The organism is Alteraurantiacibacter palmitatis (assembly GCF_037154115.1).
Classification (GTDB): domain Bacteria; phylum Pseudomonadota; class Alphaproteobacteria; order Sphingomonadales; family Sphingomonadaceae; genus Alteraurantiacibacter; species Alteraurantiacibacter palmitatis.
On sequence record NZ_JBANRO010000008.1, the window covers coordinates 1 to 15272 of the forward strand.

15 protein-coding genes are annotated in these 15272 nt (G+C 60.8%); 2 read left to right on the forward strand and 13 right to left on the reverse strand.

The features are described from left to right. Window positions 1–83 precede the first annotated feature (83 nt). Window positions 84–3344, forward strand: coding sequence for a DUF499 domain-containing protein (locus WFP44_RS10700; RefSeq protein ID WP_336926559.1), 3261 nt, complete (start codon window positions 84–86; stop codon window positions 3342–3344). Between the two features lie 203 nt (window positions 3345–3547). After that, window positions 3548–4444: a LysR family transcriptional regulator gene (locus tag WFP44_RS10705; RefSeq protein ID WP_336926560.1), complete on the forward strand. Its 897-nt coding sequence runs from the start codon at window positions 3548–3550 to the stop codon at window positions 4442–4444. On the opposite strand, the gene WFP44_RS10710 is transcribed toward WFP44_RS10705, so the two are convergent. The 13 genes from WFP44_RS10710 to WFP44_RS10770 form a co-directional block, all read right to left on the reverse strand. Continuing rightward, on the reverse strand, window positions 4432–4659 hold the full coding sequence (locus WFP44_RS10710; protein WP_336926561.1) for a DUF2274 domain-containing protein: 228 nt from the start codon (window positions 4657–4659) through the stop codon (window positions 4432–4434). The genes WFP44_RS10705 and WFP44_RS10710 overlap by 13 nt on opposite strands. Continuing rightward, window positions 4656–5930 carry a TraB/TrbI/VirB10 family type IV secretion system protein gene (locus tag WFP44_RS10715; protein ID WP_336926562.1) on the reverse strand — a complete coding sequence of 425 codons (1275 nt, stop codon included), beginning with the start codon at window positions 5928–5930 and terminating at the stop codon, window positions 4656–4658. The genes WFP44_RS10710 and WFP44_RS10715 overlap by 4 nt, the downstream gene beginning before the upstream one ends. Continuing rightward, entirely contained in the window at window positions 5927–6838 is a 912-nt protein-coding gene (trbG, locus tag WFP44_RS10720; RefSeq protein ID WP_336926563.1) for a P-type conjugative transfer protein TrbG, read from the reverse strand. Before trbG ends, WFP44_RS10715 begins: the two co-directional genes overlap by 4 nt. After that, window positions 6835–7518: a conjugal transfer protein TrbF gene (trbF, locus tag WFP44_RS10725; RefSeq protein ID WP_336926564.1), complete on the reverse strand. Its 684-nt coding sequence runs from the start codon at window positions 7516–7518 to the stop codon at window positions 6835–6837. The genes trbG and trbF overlap by 4 nt, the downstream gene beginning before the upstream one ends. Before the next feature lie 21 nt (window positions 7519–7539). Next, on the reverse strand, window positions 7540–8820 hold the full coding sequence (gene trbL / locus WFP44_RS10730; protein ID WP_336926565.1) for a P-type conjugative transfer protein TrbL: 1281 nt from the start codon (window positions 8818–8820) through the stop codon (window positions 7540–7542). Continuing rightward, entirely contained in the window at window positions 8817–9131 is a 315-nt protein-coding gene (gene trbK-alt, locus WFP44_RS10735) for a putative entry exclusion protein TrbK-alt (protein ID WP_336926566.1), read from the reverse strand. The genes trbL and trbK-alt overlap by 4 nt, the downstream gene beginning before the upstream one ends. Continuing rightward, window positions 9073–9762 carry a P-type conjugative transfer protein TrbJ gene (gene trbJ, locus WFP44_RS10740; protein WP_336926706.1) on the reverse strand — a complete coding sequence of 230 codons (690 nt, stop codon included), beginning with the start codon at window positions 9760–9762 and terminating at the stop codon, window positions 9073–9075. Before trbJ ends, trbK-alt begins: the two co-directional genes overlap by 59 nt. A gap of 26 nt (window positions 9763–9788) precedes the next feature. Then, complete coding sequence (gene trbE, locus WFP44_RS10745) at window positions 9789–12245, reverse strand: conjugal transfer protein TrbE (RefSeq protein WP_336926567.1); 2457 nt, start codon at window positions 12243–12245, stop codon at window positions 9789–9791. Then, window positions 12242–12511 carry a VirB3 family type IV secretion system protein gene (locus WFP44_RS10750; protein ID WP_336926568.1) on the reverse strand — a complete coding sequence of 90 codons (270 nt, stop codon included), beginning with the start codon at window positions 12509–12511 and terminating at the stop codon, window positions 12242–12244. The genes trbE and WFP44_RS10750 overlap by 4 nt, the downstream gene beginning before the upstream one ends. Then, the gene (locus WFP44_RS10755; protein ID WP_336926569.1) at window positions 12511–12843 is read right to left on the reverse strand and encodes a TrbC/VirB2 family type IV secretion system protein; all 333 of its coding nucleotides are present in this window, start codon (window positions 12841–12843) and stop codon (window positions 12511–12513) included. Before WFP44_RS10755 ends, WFP44_RS10750 begins: the two co-directional genes overlap by 1 nt. Continuing rightward, complete coding sequence (gene trbB, locus WFP44_RS10760) at window positions 12840–13823, reverse strand: P-type conjugative transfer ATPase TrbB (protein ID WP_336926570.1); 984 nt, start codon at window positions 13821–13823, stop codon at window positions 12840–12842. Before trbB ends, WFP44_RS10755 begins: the two co-directional genes overlap by 4 nt. Window positions 13824–14087: 264 nt before the next feature. Further along, window positions 14088–14750, reverse strand: coding sequence for a hypothetical protein (locus tag WFP44_RS10765; RefSeq protein ID WP_336926571.1), 663 nt, complete (start codon window positions 14748–14750; stop codon window positions 14088–14090). A 125-nt stretch (window positions 14751–14875) separates the two neighbouring features. Beyond that, complete coding sequence (locus tag WFP44_RS10770; protein WP_377923082.1) at window positions 14876–15256, reverse strand: CopG family transcriptional regulator; 381 nt, start codon at window positions 15254–15256, stop codon at window positions 14876–14878. Between the last annotated feature and the right edge of the window lie 16 nt (window positions 15257–15272).

The following is a 15272-nucleotide window of genomic DNA, read 5'->3' on the forward strand; positions in this document are numbered from 1 at the left end:
GCTCCGCTTCATTCGTCCGTCTCCTTCTCAGGGCCGGACTCTACTTATCACTGGAAGAAATCTAGGGGCTCAGACCAGAAGGCATGGAACTGCTTCCGGCCGCGCTGGCTCCCTTCGTGGAAAAGCGCCTTGAGAGTTCCCTCAAGGGCCATTGGCAGATTGAGGTCGCCGAGCGGTTGAACCTGCGGCCCAACAGTACTGGGACGATCGGATGGGACCAGGCAGCGCTGTTCAATTGCATGGACCGATATTGGGCCGAGGCGTTCAAGGCGGTTCTGGGCCGTGCTGAGCGCGCCCTGGTCAACGAACTTGTCGCTGCCCGCAATAAGCTCTCGCACAACGAGAACTTCACCTACGACGATGCCGAACGCGCACTCGATTCCATGCGCAGGCTGATGGAGGCGATCAGCGCAGGGGAAGTGGCCGAACAGATCGGCAAGATGCGCGACACCATCCTGCGCATCAAGTTTTCAGAGCTGGCGCGAAATGAAGAGCGCCGGAAGACCCAGCGCCTCGAAATCTCGGTGGAGACTGTGGCCGGACTGCTGCCGTGGCGCGAGGTGGTCGAACCGCATCAGGACGTAGCGACCGGGGAATTTCAGCAGGCCGAATTCGCGGCCGACCTTGCAAAGGTGCATTCGGGCAGCGCGCCAGCAGAATACCGCGATCCGAAGCAGTTCTTCAGTCGCACATACCTGACCGAAGGCCTAAGCACGCTGCTTCTGGGTGCGGCCAAGCGCCTATCTGGTAACGGCGGTGATCCGGTCGTCGAACTGCAGACCAACTTTGGTGGGGGCAAGACCCACTCGATGCTGGCGCTCTATCACATGGCGGGACCAACGCCGGTTCAAGACCTTTCCGGTCTCGACCAGCTGCTCGAACGCGAGAGGCTGAGCGTTCCTGACGGCATCAACCGAGCCGTGCTTGTCGGCACCTCGCGCGGCCCGCAAGACGTGCTCAATGCCGATGGCGGTCGCAAGATCCGGACGACCTGGGGCGAACTCGCATGGCAGCTCGGAGGTGCGGAAGCCTTCGACATGATCGCGGAAAACGACGCCAACGGCATCGCACCGGGTTCGCACCTGCTCGAGGAAATTTTCAGGAAGTGCGCACCGTGCCTGATCCTGATTGACGAATGGGTCGCCTATCTCCGCCAGATCTACAAGGTCGAGGGCCTTCCCTCAGGATCGTTCGATGCCAACCTGTCCTTCGTCCAGTCGCTCACTGAGGCGGTAAAGGCGAGCCCAGGAACGCTACTGGTGGCATCGCTGCCGGCGTCTCAAATTGAAGTGGGCGGCGAAGGCGGCCAAGAGGCATTGGCGCGCCTGAAGCAGACGTTCAGCCGCGTAGAATCGTCTTGGCGTCCCGCAAGCCAGGAAGAAAGCTACGAGATTGTTCGCCGACGCCTGTTCAAGGAAATCTCGGGCGACAAGTTCCATCATCGCGACAATACGCTGAAGCAATTCGCCAAGCTCTACCGGGAGAACACCAACGATTTCCCGCAAGGCTGTGCTGATGAAGACTATCGGCGCAAGCTGGAAAAAGCCTATCCGATCCACCCTGAATTGTTTGACCAGCTCTACACCAGCTGGGGTTCGCTGGAGAAATTTCAGCGAACGCGCGGCGTGCTGCGACTGATGGCTCAGGCGATCCACGAGCTGTGGATGAGCGGCGACCCTTCGGTGATGATCATGCCCGGCAGCGTTGCGGTCAGTTCCCCCCGCGTCGAGCCGGAGCTGCTTCACTACCTTGATCTCAGCTGGCAGTCGATCATCGCGGGCGACGTGGATGGAACCGCATCGACGCCTTACAAGATCGATCAATCGGCCCCGAACTTGAACCGCTATTCGGCCACACGGCGCGTCGCCCGAGCGATCTTCATGGGCACCGCACCAACGCACCAGCAGCAGAATACCGGGTTGGACGACAAGCAGATCAACCTCGGCGTTGTACAGCCCGGGGAGCGTCCTGCGATTTTCGGCGACGCCCTGAGGCGGCTGACGAACCAAGCGAAGTTCATGCATGCGGATCTGGGTCGCTATTGGTATTCCATGTCGGCCAGCCTCAACCGCATTGCGACCGACCGGGCTGCGCAGATCGAGTCCGCGCTGGTCGATGTGACGATCGACGCGGAACTCACCAAGTACGTGAACGCCTTGGCGGACCGGGGACACTTCGATGCGGTTCAGGTGGCCCCATCCGGCTCCGCCGAAGTGCCCGACGAGGCAGGCGGTGTCCGTGCTGTGGTTCTCGGGGTGGCGCATGCCCACAATGGCCGGGACGGTTCGGAAGCCTTGACCGAAGCGAAAGAGATACTCTTACAGCGCGGAAGCACGCCGCGGGTGTATCGAAATATGCTGGTCTTCATTTCTGCCGACGCGCGCCAGCTCGACAATCTCAAAGATGCGGTGCGGGCTTGGCTTGCTTGGACCGAGATCGTCCGCGACACAGACCGCCTGAACCTCACGCAGAGTGATAGCGCGCTTGCAAAGACAAAGCTGACCGAAGCCAATGAAACGGTGAAAACCCGCCTCAAGGAGGCGTGGTGTTATTTGCACTACCCGGCGCAGGAGAGCGCGCAATCTGAAGTCGAATGGGTGTCAGGTAAGATCCCTGCTCAGGACGGACTGCTGGCGCGCGCCAGCAAGAAGTTGGTCGGCGAGGAGGGTCTGCTGACCGAACTCGGACCCACGAGGCTAGATCGCGACCTTCAGAAGTACATCTGGAACGGGAAACCCCATCTCTCGCTCCGAGACCTGAGGGAATACCTCAATCGCTATATCTACCTGCCGCGTCTCAAGAATCAGGACGTGCTGATCCGATCGGTACAGTCAGCTGTAGCCGGAATGTTGCCTGGCCCCTTCGCCTATGCGGAACGATGGGATGAAGCTGCGGGCGCTTATCTTGGCTTGGCCATCGATCATGCCAACAATGCCATGGTCGTCATTGATGGCGATAGCGTGATCATAAAGCCGGACGCAGCCGAAGCTCATAGGCCAAAGCCTGCAGAACCGTCAGCGACCGATTTCGGTGCACCGCAAGCAGGGGCACCTACAATGCCGGGGGAGCAGGCCCATGCGCTGCCGACCTCTACCCCCACACCGTCCGAGCGCAACCCGACCCGGTTCAGTGGTGTAGTTGCAATTTCGCCCGACCGTCCGGCCCGCGACATGCATCAGATTGTTGAGGCGATTGTTGAGCAATTGACCACGCTCCCCGGAAGCAAGGTAACTTTGCGGCTTGAAATCGATGCTGAAGTGCCGGGTGGCCTGGACCGTGCGAAAGTTCGGACCCTCATCGAGAATGCGAACACTCTCGGGTTTTCGGAGAAGGCCGTAGAGTAGCCACATCTTTTTGTCATAGTGAACGGCAACTGACCCTATTAGCTCGCTTTGGGCGATAGGGGCAGTAACAGTTTCTTGGCAGTGAGTTTCTGTCTTCGGATGAAACGTATCTCGCGTATCCCAGCCTAACTATTATCTCATTACGAATATGGCTGGACGCTGGCTCAACTTCTTGATTTAAAAAGCGAGGGGAGCGGTTCAGCATGACGATTGAGGTGCGGCAATTACGATACGCAGTTCTTACGGCGGAAATGAGTAGCCTTTCCCGAGCCGCAGCAGCTCTCCACATGCGGCAATCAACGCTCAGCCAGCGTGTCACCCAGCTCGAAGATCAGCTCGGTATCAAGCTTTTCACCCGGTCGACCCGCGGCGCAGAGCCGACTGAATTGGGTAAAGTGTTCATCGAAACCGCACGTCGCATCCTAACGGATATCGACAATCTGCAAACCACGGCACGTGCAGTCAGCTATGGCGAACAGGGCCGCCTTGCGGTGGGCTACAGTTCGTCGTTGATGGCCGGAAACCTCAAGCAGACCTTTGCCGACTATTTGACTCGGTTCCCGGACGTGCAGTTCGACGGGGTGGAGGCAGGGCCTGAAAAGCTTATGCATTCCCTGCAATCACGAACAATCGATGTCGCGGTCGCACCGACCGGCATGGAAGAGAGTGGCGTCCGTTCACGCCAGGTTTGGTCGGATCGGCTCATGGTCACCCTTCTCGATGGCCACCGGTTGCTCGAAAATGATCGAATCTATTGGACCGACCTTCGGCGGGAGGTTTTCGTTGTGCCGAGCGGCGGCATAGGGCCCATCGTTGCCAACCTCCTTTCGGCTCGCCTCACCGAGCAGGGCTATCGTCCAAACATCATCACCCAGGACACCAGTCTTGAAAGCGTCCTCAGCATAGTATCGGTCGGACGCTTCATCACTGTGGTGACCGAAGCATCGCAAGGGGTCACCTGGCCTGACCTCAATTTCCGGGAAATCCATGACCAGAACGGCACGGCACGGCTGGAATTTTCGGTCTACTGGCGCGACGATAATGAAAATCCCGCTCTGCAGCGCTTTTTCACCCTCATCAACGAACGCTACCCTGCCTGAATCGACTTTCGAGCCTTCGAGAAACCTCGGTCGGTAGAGATGAAGCGCTCCAGCATGGGCGGGATGAGCCGCTCGACTGTGGGGGCGCCCTTGGGATCCCCGCCGTTCACCGCAAGCGCGTACGCCGTCAGATCCCGATGCAGTCGCGCTGATATTTCCAAGGTAAGCCGGACGGGCTTTTCGTCTGCGAGATCAGCGAGTTTAAGGCGGGTCATCGGGGCACTCCTTGTTGGAATGGTTCGAGGACCAGATCGCGTGTGACCACAATCCTCAAGGCGAACCCTGGTCGTACAGTCAGGGTCGGCGGCACGTTGAGCTGGCGTTGCACCACCTGCCGTCCGGTTTGGTTGACCGTATCCTGCGTCCCGAAGCGCAACGCGCGGACGAGGTCGCTGTCGTCGCTGGCGACGAGTTCTGTTCCTGCTCCCAATAAGGTGGAAATCAGGGCGGCCTTCAGCATGTTGCCCCAGTGATAATCGGTGCGGTCTTCAAGACCTGCCATGCCGGCGACATCCGCGCCCGGCAGGCGGTCGAGCAAGATCGAATGACCACCCGGAAAAATGAGCCGATCCCATGCCAGCAGCACACGGTTCTGGCCTGCTGCGACATCACTGTCATACTCGCCGATCAGGCGTGATCCCTGCGGTATCAGCAGAATGCGTCCGGTCGGGCTGTCATAGACATTCTGGGTCACCTGCGCCGTGATCTGGCCGGGCAGATCTGAACGAATGCCGGTGATCAGCGCTGCGGGAATGATGCTGCCAGCCTGCACGACATGGGGAGAGCTGAGACGCATGATCCGTTCCGGGCTTTCCGTCACGCGACTTCCGCGCTGTTCAAAAAATCCACGGCGGTTGGAGGTCGGCGTCGGCACCTGAGAAGCGGCGGGGACGTCGTTCGAGATTGCCGACTGCAGACCACCAGCTGAAGGTGTGCGGTTGTCACTACTGCCAGTGCCGCCAGCGAGGAAGAGCTGACTCGTTCGCGCGCTGTCGCGTTCCTGCGCGGCTCGTTCCCGCGCCTGCTCAGCGGCTGCACGCCTCGGATCCGGCGTTGGCGTGTCCTTGGCTGGCGATCCGATTGGGGGGATCGGGACATTTTGACCATCCTGTTGTGCAGCGACGATCGGCCTTCCCAGATCACCCGGTAGCGGAGGCCCTAGTTTGGGGACATCGCTATAATTTGCAGGGGCGCCCGTTACCTGATCAGCACGATTGCGACTGTTGGTATCGTAGAGGTTTTCCGGCGGTACAGGCGTCTTGGGCTGAAGGGCGTAAATTAACGAACCGCCAATAGCGACGCTGGCAGCCACGCCAAGCGTTGCAAGAGCCTTGCGCGATAGCCGCATTACGCGTGGGGGCTCTCCGCCAAGGCGAAAGCCGTCCGGGCTGGACGGCGCCACCGGGGCTTCCTCGTTCAGCTTATCGGACTCGTCCTCGTGCTGCTCGTCGGCAGACGGCGGATCAATATGGGATGGCGTTTTCATGCCCGCCCCCTGCTGCGGGGGATTTCGCGTTGGATGCGAACCTGACGGACATTGCGGCCAGCACCGAGGCGCAGCTCGGCCTTATCGAACAACCGGTCGACAACCATGTAGCGTCCTTGCACCCGATAATTGACGAGTTCCGCCGAACCGTCTGCAGCAACTACGAACAAAGGAGGCATATCGCCGTTGGCGATGCTTGCCGGAAATTCGATGAAGACCTGCCGCCCATCATCAAAGACACGCACCGGTCGCCATGCCGGCCGGTCTCCTGACAAGCGATAGTCAAAGCTCAGAGACGAAAAGTCGATCCCAGCGGCAACCGGGGCGCTGCGCTCGGTCTCGGCTTCAGCGTTGCGCAGAGCAATCAGGGCGTCCTGCGGATAGGTCCATGAGACCGCTGCCATATAGGTGGAAGTCGTGGCGCTCAGCTCCAGGTGATAGGTGCGGCGATTTGTGTTGATCACGAGATTGGTGCTGATATCGGCCCGCGTCGGCTTCACCAAAATGTGGACGCGGCGCATGAGGCCGCTGCCGCTCACTGTATCTCCAATGATCCAGCGGACCGTATCGCCCGACGCGACCGGCCCCGGCCCAACCAGCTCCTCCCCTTCCTGGAGCATGATATTGGTGACATGCCCCGGCGAGGTGTAAATCTGGAACAGGGCACCTTCAGCATAGGCATATTGCTGGATCGCATTGAAATAGCTTGTCCGCTCCGGTTGTACGCGCGCCGCAGCATTCGCACGCCCGATGCGTGTGCGCGGGTCTGTGGGCTCGGGTTTGGCCACCGGCGGCTGCGCCATAGAACGTGCGGGAGCCCCGCTCGCGAAAACGGGGACAGGCATGCCGCCGATCGCGATTGCCGAGAGAAGGATCGAAAAGCGCAGCACGCGCGCATGGGGGATCATTGGCTAAGCTCCTTTGACCAGTTGATGGCGTTGACAAACAGGCCGAGCGGATTCTTTCGCAGGGCGTCCGGGGTACGTGGCGGCTGCACGACTGTGGTCAGAATGGCAGACCAACGCGAGGTTTCGATCAGCGCCCCGTCCTGGTAGCGCCGCTCGGTCCATGCGACGCGGAAGCTGTCGTTCGATGCACGGATGACGCTTGAGACATCCACTGCGACCTGGACCTTGCCGACTTGGGCGAATGGATCGTTGCCGCGCGCATAGTCATTGAGTGCCTGTGCGCCCCGATCAGTGGTGAAGTCGTAAGCTCTCAGCCAGTCCTGCCGCAGCACAATGGGATCGGCCGGAATGGAGCGCACCTGCTCAATGAACCGGGCGAGGTGGAAGGCCATTTGCGGATCGGTTGGACGAAAATCGGCATCTGCCGGCGCAATGGCCTGAGCCTGTCCCAATTTGTCGACCTCGACCACCCAAGGGGTGATTGTGCCGCGTGCGGATTGCCAGACCAGACCTCCTGCGAGCCCACCCGAGAGAACGAGACAGCCAAAAAAGGCGAGGCGCCAGTTCTTGGCCTGAACACGGGCCGAACCGATCCGGTCATCCCAGACCTGGGCTGCGCGTTGGTACGGAGTGATCGGTTCGGGATTGGTACCATAGCGGATGGATGGGCGTCGGAACATGGGAAGGACCTCTTGAGTAATTCAGCTCTTGTCAGTGATGTCGGGGCCTTGACCGCTGGAGTGGCTATCGCCGCCCTTGAGCGTGTGCGCCGCAATCGAGGCGCCCTGGCTCATCGCCTGCCGCTGCCGCATGGCAGTGGCCCAAGCCGGTGGGCCCTCGGAGGATAAAGTTGCGGCGGCGCTTTTCGGCGCGCCTCCCCTTGCCGCAGCATAGTTGGCCTTGAGGTTGTCGGCGGCACGCCTAAGGGGCGAGGTCGCTGCGCCTGCTGCGGACTTTGCGACGTTGCCGAGGCCAGAGGTGACGGCAGCTCTGCCAGACTTCCCGGCGGCCCCAGCCGAGTAGGCGCCGGAAGCCCCACCTGCGGCGCGAGCACCGCCACTGGCGGCACCAGCCATGGCTGATCCTGCGGCACCGGCGGCGAGTTTCGCACCAGCGATGCCACCAGCGAGAGTTGCGCCGGCAGCGATCGCCGTTCCGGCAGCAGCTCCTGCACCGAGTTGTGGGCCCCCTGCAACGATCCCATTGGCGATGCTCGGTCCGAAGATGCCTAGGCCAAGAAGCGTCAACGCGGCAAGGGCGATGGCCATGACCTGCTGGATGTCGGGTTCGACCCCCAGGCCAGCGTTGATGAACTGTGCGAACAATGTCGTGCCGATGCCGGTGATGACGGCCAGCACCAGCACCTTGATCCCGGAGGAAATGATGTGGCCGAGCACGCGTTCGGCCATGAAGGCAGTGCGTCCGAAGAAGGCGAAAGGCAGCAGGACAAACCCCGCCAGGGTGACCAACTTGAACTCGATGATTGTGACGAAGACCTGGATCGCCAGCACGAAGAACGCGATGACGACGATCAGCCACGCGATCAGAAGGATCAGGATCTGCACGAAGTTGGTGAAAAGACCGACGGGGCCAACCAGGTCCGCTGTCGCATCGAGCAGGGGCTGGCCGGCGTCGAGACCGGTGGCAGCAACGACGCCCGGGCGCATGAAATCGCCCATGGCCATGCCGCTACCGCTGGCCTGAAGCCCGAGTCCGGCAAAGCTCTGAAGCATGATCCCGGCAAGGCTAGAGAAATTGCCGATAATGAATGCGAAGGTGCCGATGTAGAGCGTCTTCTTGATGAGCCGCTGCAGCACATCTTCGTCCGTTCCCCAGGCCCAGAAAAGCGCCGCAATGGTCACATCGATGACGATCAGGGTCGAGGAGAGGAACGCCACTTCGCCGCCGAGCAGGCCAAAGCCACTGTCGATGTACTGGGTGAAGACCGCCAGAAACTGGTCGATTACGCCGGTGTCATTCATGGCTGACGGCCCCTTCCGTGGAAAAATCGCGTGCGTTCGGCATCCCAGACAGCGTCGCAGGGGGCTTCCGGCACGGTGATCGTCCGGCAGCGCTTGAGTTCGGCAGAATAGGCATTGGGGCGCGGTGCCTCGTCAGGAACGAGGATCGGAGCCGATGGTGGCGCAGTCGGCCGGGTCGTCGAAACAACTGCGACCGCCACAAGCAAGCCACCGAATGCTGCTGCCGCGGCAAGTTTGACCACCCGGCTCATCTCAATTGCGGGTCCGGAAACGCCGGAAGCGCTCGCGGCCTTCGGCCTCAGTGGCAGCATTGCGCGCGGCTTCGAGCGATTGGGCACGGCCTTGCGCGGCAATGGCTGCCGTCAAGTCGGCGAGCTGCTGTGTCTGCAGTGCCAGCAGCTGGTTACCGGCCTGTGCAGCCTGAAGGGCACCGGTGGCCGATTGGCTGGCACCAACCAGAGTGGTGATTGAGCTGCGGGTCGCGCCAAGATTTCCTACGATCCCGGCCTGCACCTTCATCGCATCTTCGAATGCACCGACGCTGTCCTGCCAACGCGCATTCGCGTTGGCAACCATCTGGGCTTGTCCCGCCGACAGGGCCGAGCCCTTGTAGCGACCGTTGAACACTTGCTGGACGTCGGTCACATCGTAGGCGATCCGCTGCGCCTGGTGGAGCAACTGCCGAGTCTGGTCGACTTGGCTCTGCAGTGTCGCAATCGTCGAGATCGGCAGACTGGTCAGATTGCGCGCTTCGTTGATCAGGCTCGTGGCCTGATTCTGGATCTGCTGGATCTGGTTGTTGATCTGCTGCAGCGACCGGGCGGCCGTCATCACATTCTGGGCATAGTTGGAGGGGTCATAGACTATTCCTCCGAACTGCGCATGGGCCGGGACAGCCACGATCGCGGTGCTGACCAGCGCGGCGGAAAGGCCGACGGCCATCGCCGTATGGCGAAAGAGGGGCATTTTCATTGATCGGGTTCCTTCTCCTGGGATGCGGGCGGGAGGGGACGAAGCAGCTCGGCCGCCCATTCGATGCTGCGGTGCCGGAGCCAAGCCGCCGCAAAGCCTTCGCTGCCATGTTCGGCAACGAGTTCGGCTATGCGCGTCTGGTCGGATTTGGAGGATGCGGCGCTGAAGGCGAGTGCAATTTCGCCAAGGCCCAGCTCGAACAACCGGTTGCCGCGCCGGGACTGGCAGTAATAGTCGCGCTTCGGCGTTGCCCGGCTAAGGATCTCGATCTGCCGACCGTTCAGGCCGAACCGTTCATACACCCGCGCGATCTGGGGCTCGGCGGCACGCTCGTTGGGCAGGAATATGCGCGTCGGGCAGCTCTCGATGATAGCAGGTGCAATTGCCGAGGTTTCGATGTCGGCCAGGCTCTGCGTGGCGAAGATGACGCTGGCGTTCTTCTTGCGCAGCGTTTTCAGCCACTCGCGCAGCTGTGCAGCAAACGCCGGGCTGTCGAGCACGAGCCAGCCTTCATCGATGATGATCATGGTGGGCGAGCCATCAAGCCGCCCTTCGATCCGGTGAAAAAGATAGGCGAGAACCGCCGCAGCCGAGGTTGCACCAATCAGGCCTTCGGTCTCGAACGCCTGCACTGATGCTTTCCCGAGCCGTTCCTGTTCGGCGTCGAGCAACCGACCCCAGGGACCGCCTACAAGATAGGGCGAGAGGGCTTGCTTCAGCTCCTGCGATTGCAGCAATACGGCAAGACCCGTGAGGGTGCGTTCTGATGGAGGGGCCGACGCAAGTGAGGTCAGCGCCGACCAGAGATGTTCTTTGGCCGCAGGGTCAACATTTACACCTTCGCTGGCGAGCAAGGCGGCCAGCCATTCGGCGGCCCAAGCGCGTTCGCCAGGGCTGTCGATGCGGGCGAGCGGTTGCAGGGCAACGGCCTTGTTGTCCTCGTCATCGGCGCTGAGTGCCCCGCCGAGATCCTGCCAGTCGCCGCCCATTCCTAGCGCTGCGGCCCGGATCGATCCCCCAAAATCGAAGGCGAAGATCTGGGCGCGGGCATACCGCCGGAACTGGAGCGCCATAAGCGCCAGGAGCACGGATTTCCCCGCCCCTGTCGGTCCGACAATGAGGGTATGGCCGACATCGCCGACGTGAAGAGAAAGGCGGAACGGGGTCGAACCTTCGGTCTTGCCGTAAAGCAAGGGGGCGTCACCGAAATGCTCGTCCCGTTCCGCTCCCGCCCATACTGCTGACAGGGGGATCAGGTGGGCGAGATTGAGAGTTGAAATTGGAGGTTGGCGGACATTGGCGTAGACATGGCCGGGGAGTGACCCGAGCCATGCTTCGATCGCGTTCATCCCCTCGATCGTGCAGGTGAAATCTCGGCCCTGTATGACCTTTTCAACCAGGCGCAGCTTCTCGGCCGCAAGCGCGGGATCGGTGTCCCATACGGTGACAGTAGCGGTCACATAAGCAATGCCGGCATGGTCGGCGCCGAGCTCCTGCAGTGCCATGTCAGCATCGGCGGCCTTGTTCGAAGCGTCTGAGTCCATGAGCACCGATTGCTCGTTGGTCATCACCTCCTTCAGGATGGCTGCGACTGACTTGCGCTTGGCAAACCATTGGCGGCGGATTTTGGTCAGAAGCTTGGTGGCATCAGTCTTGTCGAGCATGATCGCGCGGGTCGACCAGCGGTAGGCGAAGGCTTGCCGGTTCAGCTCGTCGAGCAGTCCTGGAAAGGTTGCCGTCGGAAAGCCGGTGATCGTGAGCGTGCGCAAATGCGCGTTACCGAGTTTGGGTTCGAGACCACCGGTCAGCGGCTCATCGGTCAGCAAAGCATCGAGATAGACTGGCGTTTCGGGCACCCGAACACGCTGGGCCTTGGTAGAAACCGTGCTGTGCAGATAGGTCAGTGTCGCGCCGTCGTCGAGCCAGCCAGTCTCTGGCATGAAGCCTTCGACCAGATGCAGCACGCGGTCGGTGCGATCGGTGAATGATTTGACCAGCTCTGTTGGGTCGACGCCGGTGGCTGCTTTGCCTTCGTACAGCCAGCCTTCGGCACGGGCTGCATCTTCCGGTGGCGGCATCCAGAGCAACGTAAGGTAGTAGCTGCTCTCGAAAATCGCGCCCTCCTCCCGGAATTGTTCGCGCCTTTCCATGTCGATCAGCGCCGAGACGGGATCCGGGAAACTGCTCTGCGGATAGGCCTGCGCGGGCACGCGTTGTGCTTCGACAAACACAGCCCATCCGGAACCCAGACGGCGCAGGGCATTGTTGAGGCGCGAGGTCACCGCCACCAGTTCGGCGGGCGTGGCACTGTCGAGATCGGGTCCGCGAAAGCGCGCCGTGCGCTGGAACGATCCATCCTTGTTCAGCACCACGCCCGGCCCCACCAGCGCGACCCAGGGGAGGAAGTCTGCGAGGCTGGCGGATTTGGTCCGATATTCCCTGAGCGACATCATGGCCGCACCCAAGTCGGATACTTGAGGTGGCGACGTGCGACATCAACGAACTGTGGGTCGCGCCGGGCAGCCCAGACCGATAGAAGATGACCGACAGCCCAAATCGCCAACCCCGCCAGCCACAGCCGCAAACCAAAACCAATGGCACCTGCCAATGTGCCGTTGACGATCGCTAAAGCTCGCGGCGCACCACCGAGGAGAATGGGCTCAGCAAGCGCGCGGTGGACCGGTGCGTAGAAGCCCGGAATGTCGTCCGCGGAAGTCATCAGATGAGTGCTCCCCCGCCGAAGCTGAAGAAGCTGAGAAAGAAACTCGATGCGGCAAAGGCGATTGAAAGGCCGAATACGATCTGGATGAGCCGGCGAAAGCCGCCTGACGTATCGCCGAATGCCAGGCTGAGCCCGGTGACGATGATAATGATGACAGCAACGATTTTGGCGACTGGCCCTTCGATACTCTCAAGGATCGACTGCAGCGGTGCCTCCCACGGCATCGACGATCCGCCGGCATAGGCCGGAGTAGTGGTTGCGAGCAGCACAAAGGCACCGGTAGCGGCAAGCGCAGCGCGGTCAGCACCGCGCCGGAGGGCATGGATCATGGGGTATCTCCTTGGGTGTGAGTGACTGCGGTGAGCCGATAGTCACCGGTCGCAGGGTCGAGCCCCTCGACACGCGAAAGTTCGGCCAAGCGCCGTCCGGTCCCATCACGGACCAGCACTGCGACAAGATCGATTGTTTCGGCGATGAGCGCACGCGGGACGGTGACCACCGCCTCCTGGATCAATTGCTCCATGCGCCGCAGCGCACCAATCGCGCTGCCCGCATGGATTGTCCCGATCCCGCCAGGGTGGCCCGTCCCCCAGGCTTTGAGGAGATCAAGTGCCTCAGCACCCCGGACCTCACCGATCGGTATCCGGTCAGGGCGAAGTCGCAGGCTTGATCGTACGAGATCTGAGAGCGAGGCAACGCCGTCCTTCGTGCGCATCGCCACTAGGTTCGGCGCGCAGCATTGCAATTCGCGGGTGTCTTCAATCAGCACAACCCGGTCCGTGGTCTTTGCCACCTCGGCGAGCAGAGCGTTGGTGAGTGTCGTCTTTCCGGTGCCGGTGCCGCCAGCCACGAGGATATTCAGCCGGTCTTCTACGCCTTGACGAAGCAAGGCCGCTTCCGGCGCAGCCATGATCCCGGCGCTGACATAATCGTCCAGCAGAAACACGGCGACGGCAGGTTTGCGGATCGCGAAGGTTGGTGCGGCCACCACCGGTGGCAGAAGGCCTTCAAACCTCTCCCCGCTTTCCGGCAACTCCGCAGACACGCGGGGAGCATCGCTGTGGACTTCGGCCCCGACATGATGGGCGACCAAGCGGATTATGCGCTCGCCATCGGCAGCCGTTAGCCGGTCACCGCTGTCCGAGAGACCCATACCCAAACGGTCGACCCAAAGCCGCCCATCGGGATTGAGCATGATCTCGATGACCTGCGGATCGGCAAGCCAAGTTGAGATCGATGCACCCATCGCGGTGCGCAGCATGCGTGCGCCGCGTGAACGTGCCTCGATTTTGACTGGCTCAACGCCCATCGGATACCCCGCCTTGGGAGCGGGACAAGTTCGTCCTGCTCGACGGGGACGATTAAGAGACGCAGAAAAGGAGCATATTCAACAAGTATTTAGCGTCGTCGTAGTGGGGCGCAGAAAAACAGGGAAGGGCGTAGGTTGCGGATCCTGCTCCCTCACAAACAAGTGAGCTCTCCAACCGAGATGGACGGCAAAATTGGGTTACCTTTGCCTCTTCAGATCTATGATTTAGGACGCAGAAGCGCGATTAGCGCATCGGTTGGAAGCTCAATCGTCGGCGCTTGAGGCCAAAGGTCGCCGCCAGAAGCAGTATTTGTGAAGGATCTCATCTCGGCTTTGGAGAACGTCAAGATCATTTGGCCGCGTCTTGTGGCACTCACGCACGCCGGAGATAGCCTTTGACACCAAATCGGTCAGCATGCGGCTATTAATCTTTGTCAAAGTGTCTGAACCTATCCCTATTGCAGTGCCATCCCAAGGGGTATTCGCCAGACCAACAGGCCCAGGAATGGTATCGTCGTAGCGAAAGATATACCACTGCCCTCTTTTGGTCTTGCTCGTCAGCGAACCGTCATGAACGAGACCATTACGAAAAGCGTAAAGCGCCTCTATCTCTGGTCCAAGCTGGGGCAAGCCGCCCCAATAATATAGGGCGCGGTGGATTGCACCACCGCCTTGGGCTTGATGAGCTGGCATCGCCTTGTCTTCGTAACAACTTCCGATTTGGTCTAACAAAGCGAATGCGCAAAGTGCCGGAGCATAGTGCTTTGTGTTCATGTTGCCGCGAGTTTGACGCATCTCGCGCTCAACCTCGTCCAGGCTGGAGTACACGATATGGTCCTTTGTCTCCGTGAAAGACGATAGACTGAGGTGCGCTTCGACGACCTCAGTGCGGTCAAGATCTTTTAAAAGTTTGTTTTTCAGGTCCATAGCCGCTCACCTAGCAGAGGTCGGCGATTTAGATCAACGGCTTGCGGGTTGCAAAAGGACGGAAAGACAAGGCTAGGATCATTTCGCCTGAGTCTCACTTCGGATAAGGCGCGCTAGATGCATACCTAACCCTCAACTTCCTCCCGCAGCTTCGGCCCAGCCTCCATCCGCCGCGCCAATGACTCCACAAAGGCCTGATACCGCTTCTTGCCGGTTGCCTGTGCCGCGCGCATCGCCTCATCCGGCAGCGGAGCATTGCTGGTCAGCCAGAAACGGACGAAGATCGCGAACGCTTCATTCGACAGCTCGACATGCCATTCAAGGCGCTCAAGCTGGCGTGATATCCGGTCGAGCCGTTTGGTCAGCACAGCCTCGACCCGCTCCTCTTGGTCAGGCGTGAGCATCGAAGCGAGCGCTGCTTCGAGCACTTCCGTTTGTGATACCCGCCTGGATCGCGCACGCTCCGACAGTTGACGGGCCAGATGGGCGTCGATCCGGAATGTCATTTTCTGGCGACCAGGC

Bases quoted from the DNA above. Each gene is read 5' to 3' on its own strand.
- trbL (WP_336926565.1), bottom strand. From the start codon at position 8,820: ATGAATGACACCGGCGTAATCGACCAGTTTCTGGCGGTCTTCACCCAG.
- trbJ (WP_336926706.1), bottom strand. From the start codon at position 9,762: ATGGCCGTCGGCCTTTCCGCCGCGCTGGTCAGCACCGCGATCGTGGCT.
- WFP44_RS10755 (WP_336926569.1), bottom strand. From the start codon at position 12,843: ATGATCCATGCCCTCCGGCGCGGTGCTGACCGCGCTGCGCTTGCCGCT.
- WFP44_RS10770 (WP_377923082.1), bottom strand. From the start codon at position 15,256: ATGACATTCCGGATCGACGCCCATCTGGCCCGTCAACTGTCGGAGCGT.
- WFP44_RS10700 (WP_336926559.1), top strand. From the start codon at position 84: ATGGAACTGCTTCCGGCCGCGCTGGCTCCCTTCGTGGAAAAGCGCCTT.
- WFP44_RS10765 (WP_336926571.1), bottom strand. From the start codon at position 14,750: ATGGACCTGAAAAACAAACTTTTAAAAGATCTTGACCGCACTGAGGTC.
- WFP44_RS10750 (WP_336926568.1), bottom strand. From the start codon at position 12,511: ATGACTTCCGCGGACGACATTCCGGGCTTCTACGCACCGGTCCACCGC.
- trbK-alt (WP_336926566.1), bottom strand. From the start codon at position 9,131: ATGCTGCCACTGAGGCCGAAGGCCGCGAGCGCTTCCGGCGTTTCCGGA.
- trbG (WP_336926563.1), bottom strand. From the start codon at position 6,838: ATGATCCCCCATGCGCGCGTGCTGCGCTTTTCGATCCTTCTCTCGGCA.
- WFP44_RS10715 (WP_336926562.1), bottom strand. From the start codon at position 5,930: ATGAAAACGCCATCCCATATTGATCCGCCGTCTGCCGACGAGCAGCAC.
- WFP44_RS10705 (WP_336926560.1), top strand. From the start codon at position 3,548: ATGACGATTGAGGTGCGGCAATTACGATACGCAGTTCTTACGGCGGAA.
- trbE (WP_336926567.1), bottom strand. From the start codon at position 12,245: ATGATGTCGCTCAGGGAATATCGGACCAAATCCGCCAGCCTCGCAGAC.
- trbB (WP_336926570.1), bottom strand. From the start codon at position 13,823: ATGGGCGTTGAGCCAGTCAAAATCGAGGCACGTTCACGCGGCGCACGC.
- WFP44_RS10710 (WP_336926561.1), bottom strand. From the start codon at position 4,659: ATGACCCGCCTTAAACTCGCTGATCTCGCAGACGAAAAGCCCGTCCGG.
- trbF (WP_336926564.1), bottom strand. From the start codon at position 7,518: ATGTTCCGACGCCCATCCATCCGCTATGGTACCAATCCCGAACCGATC.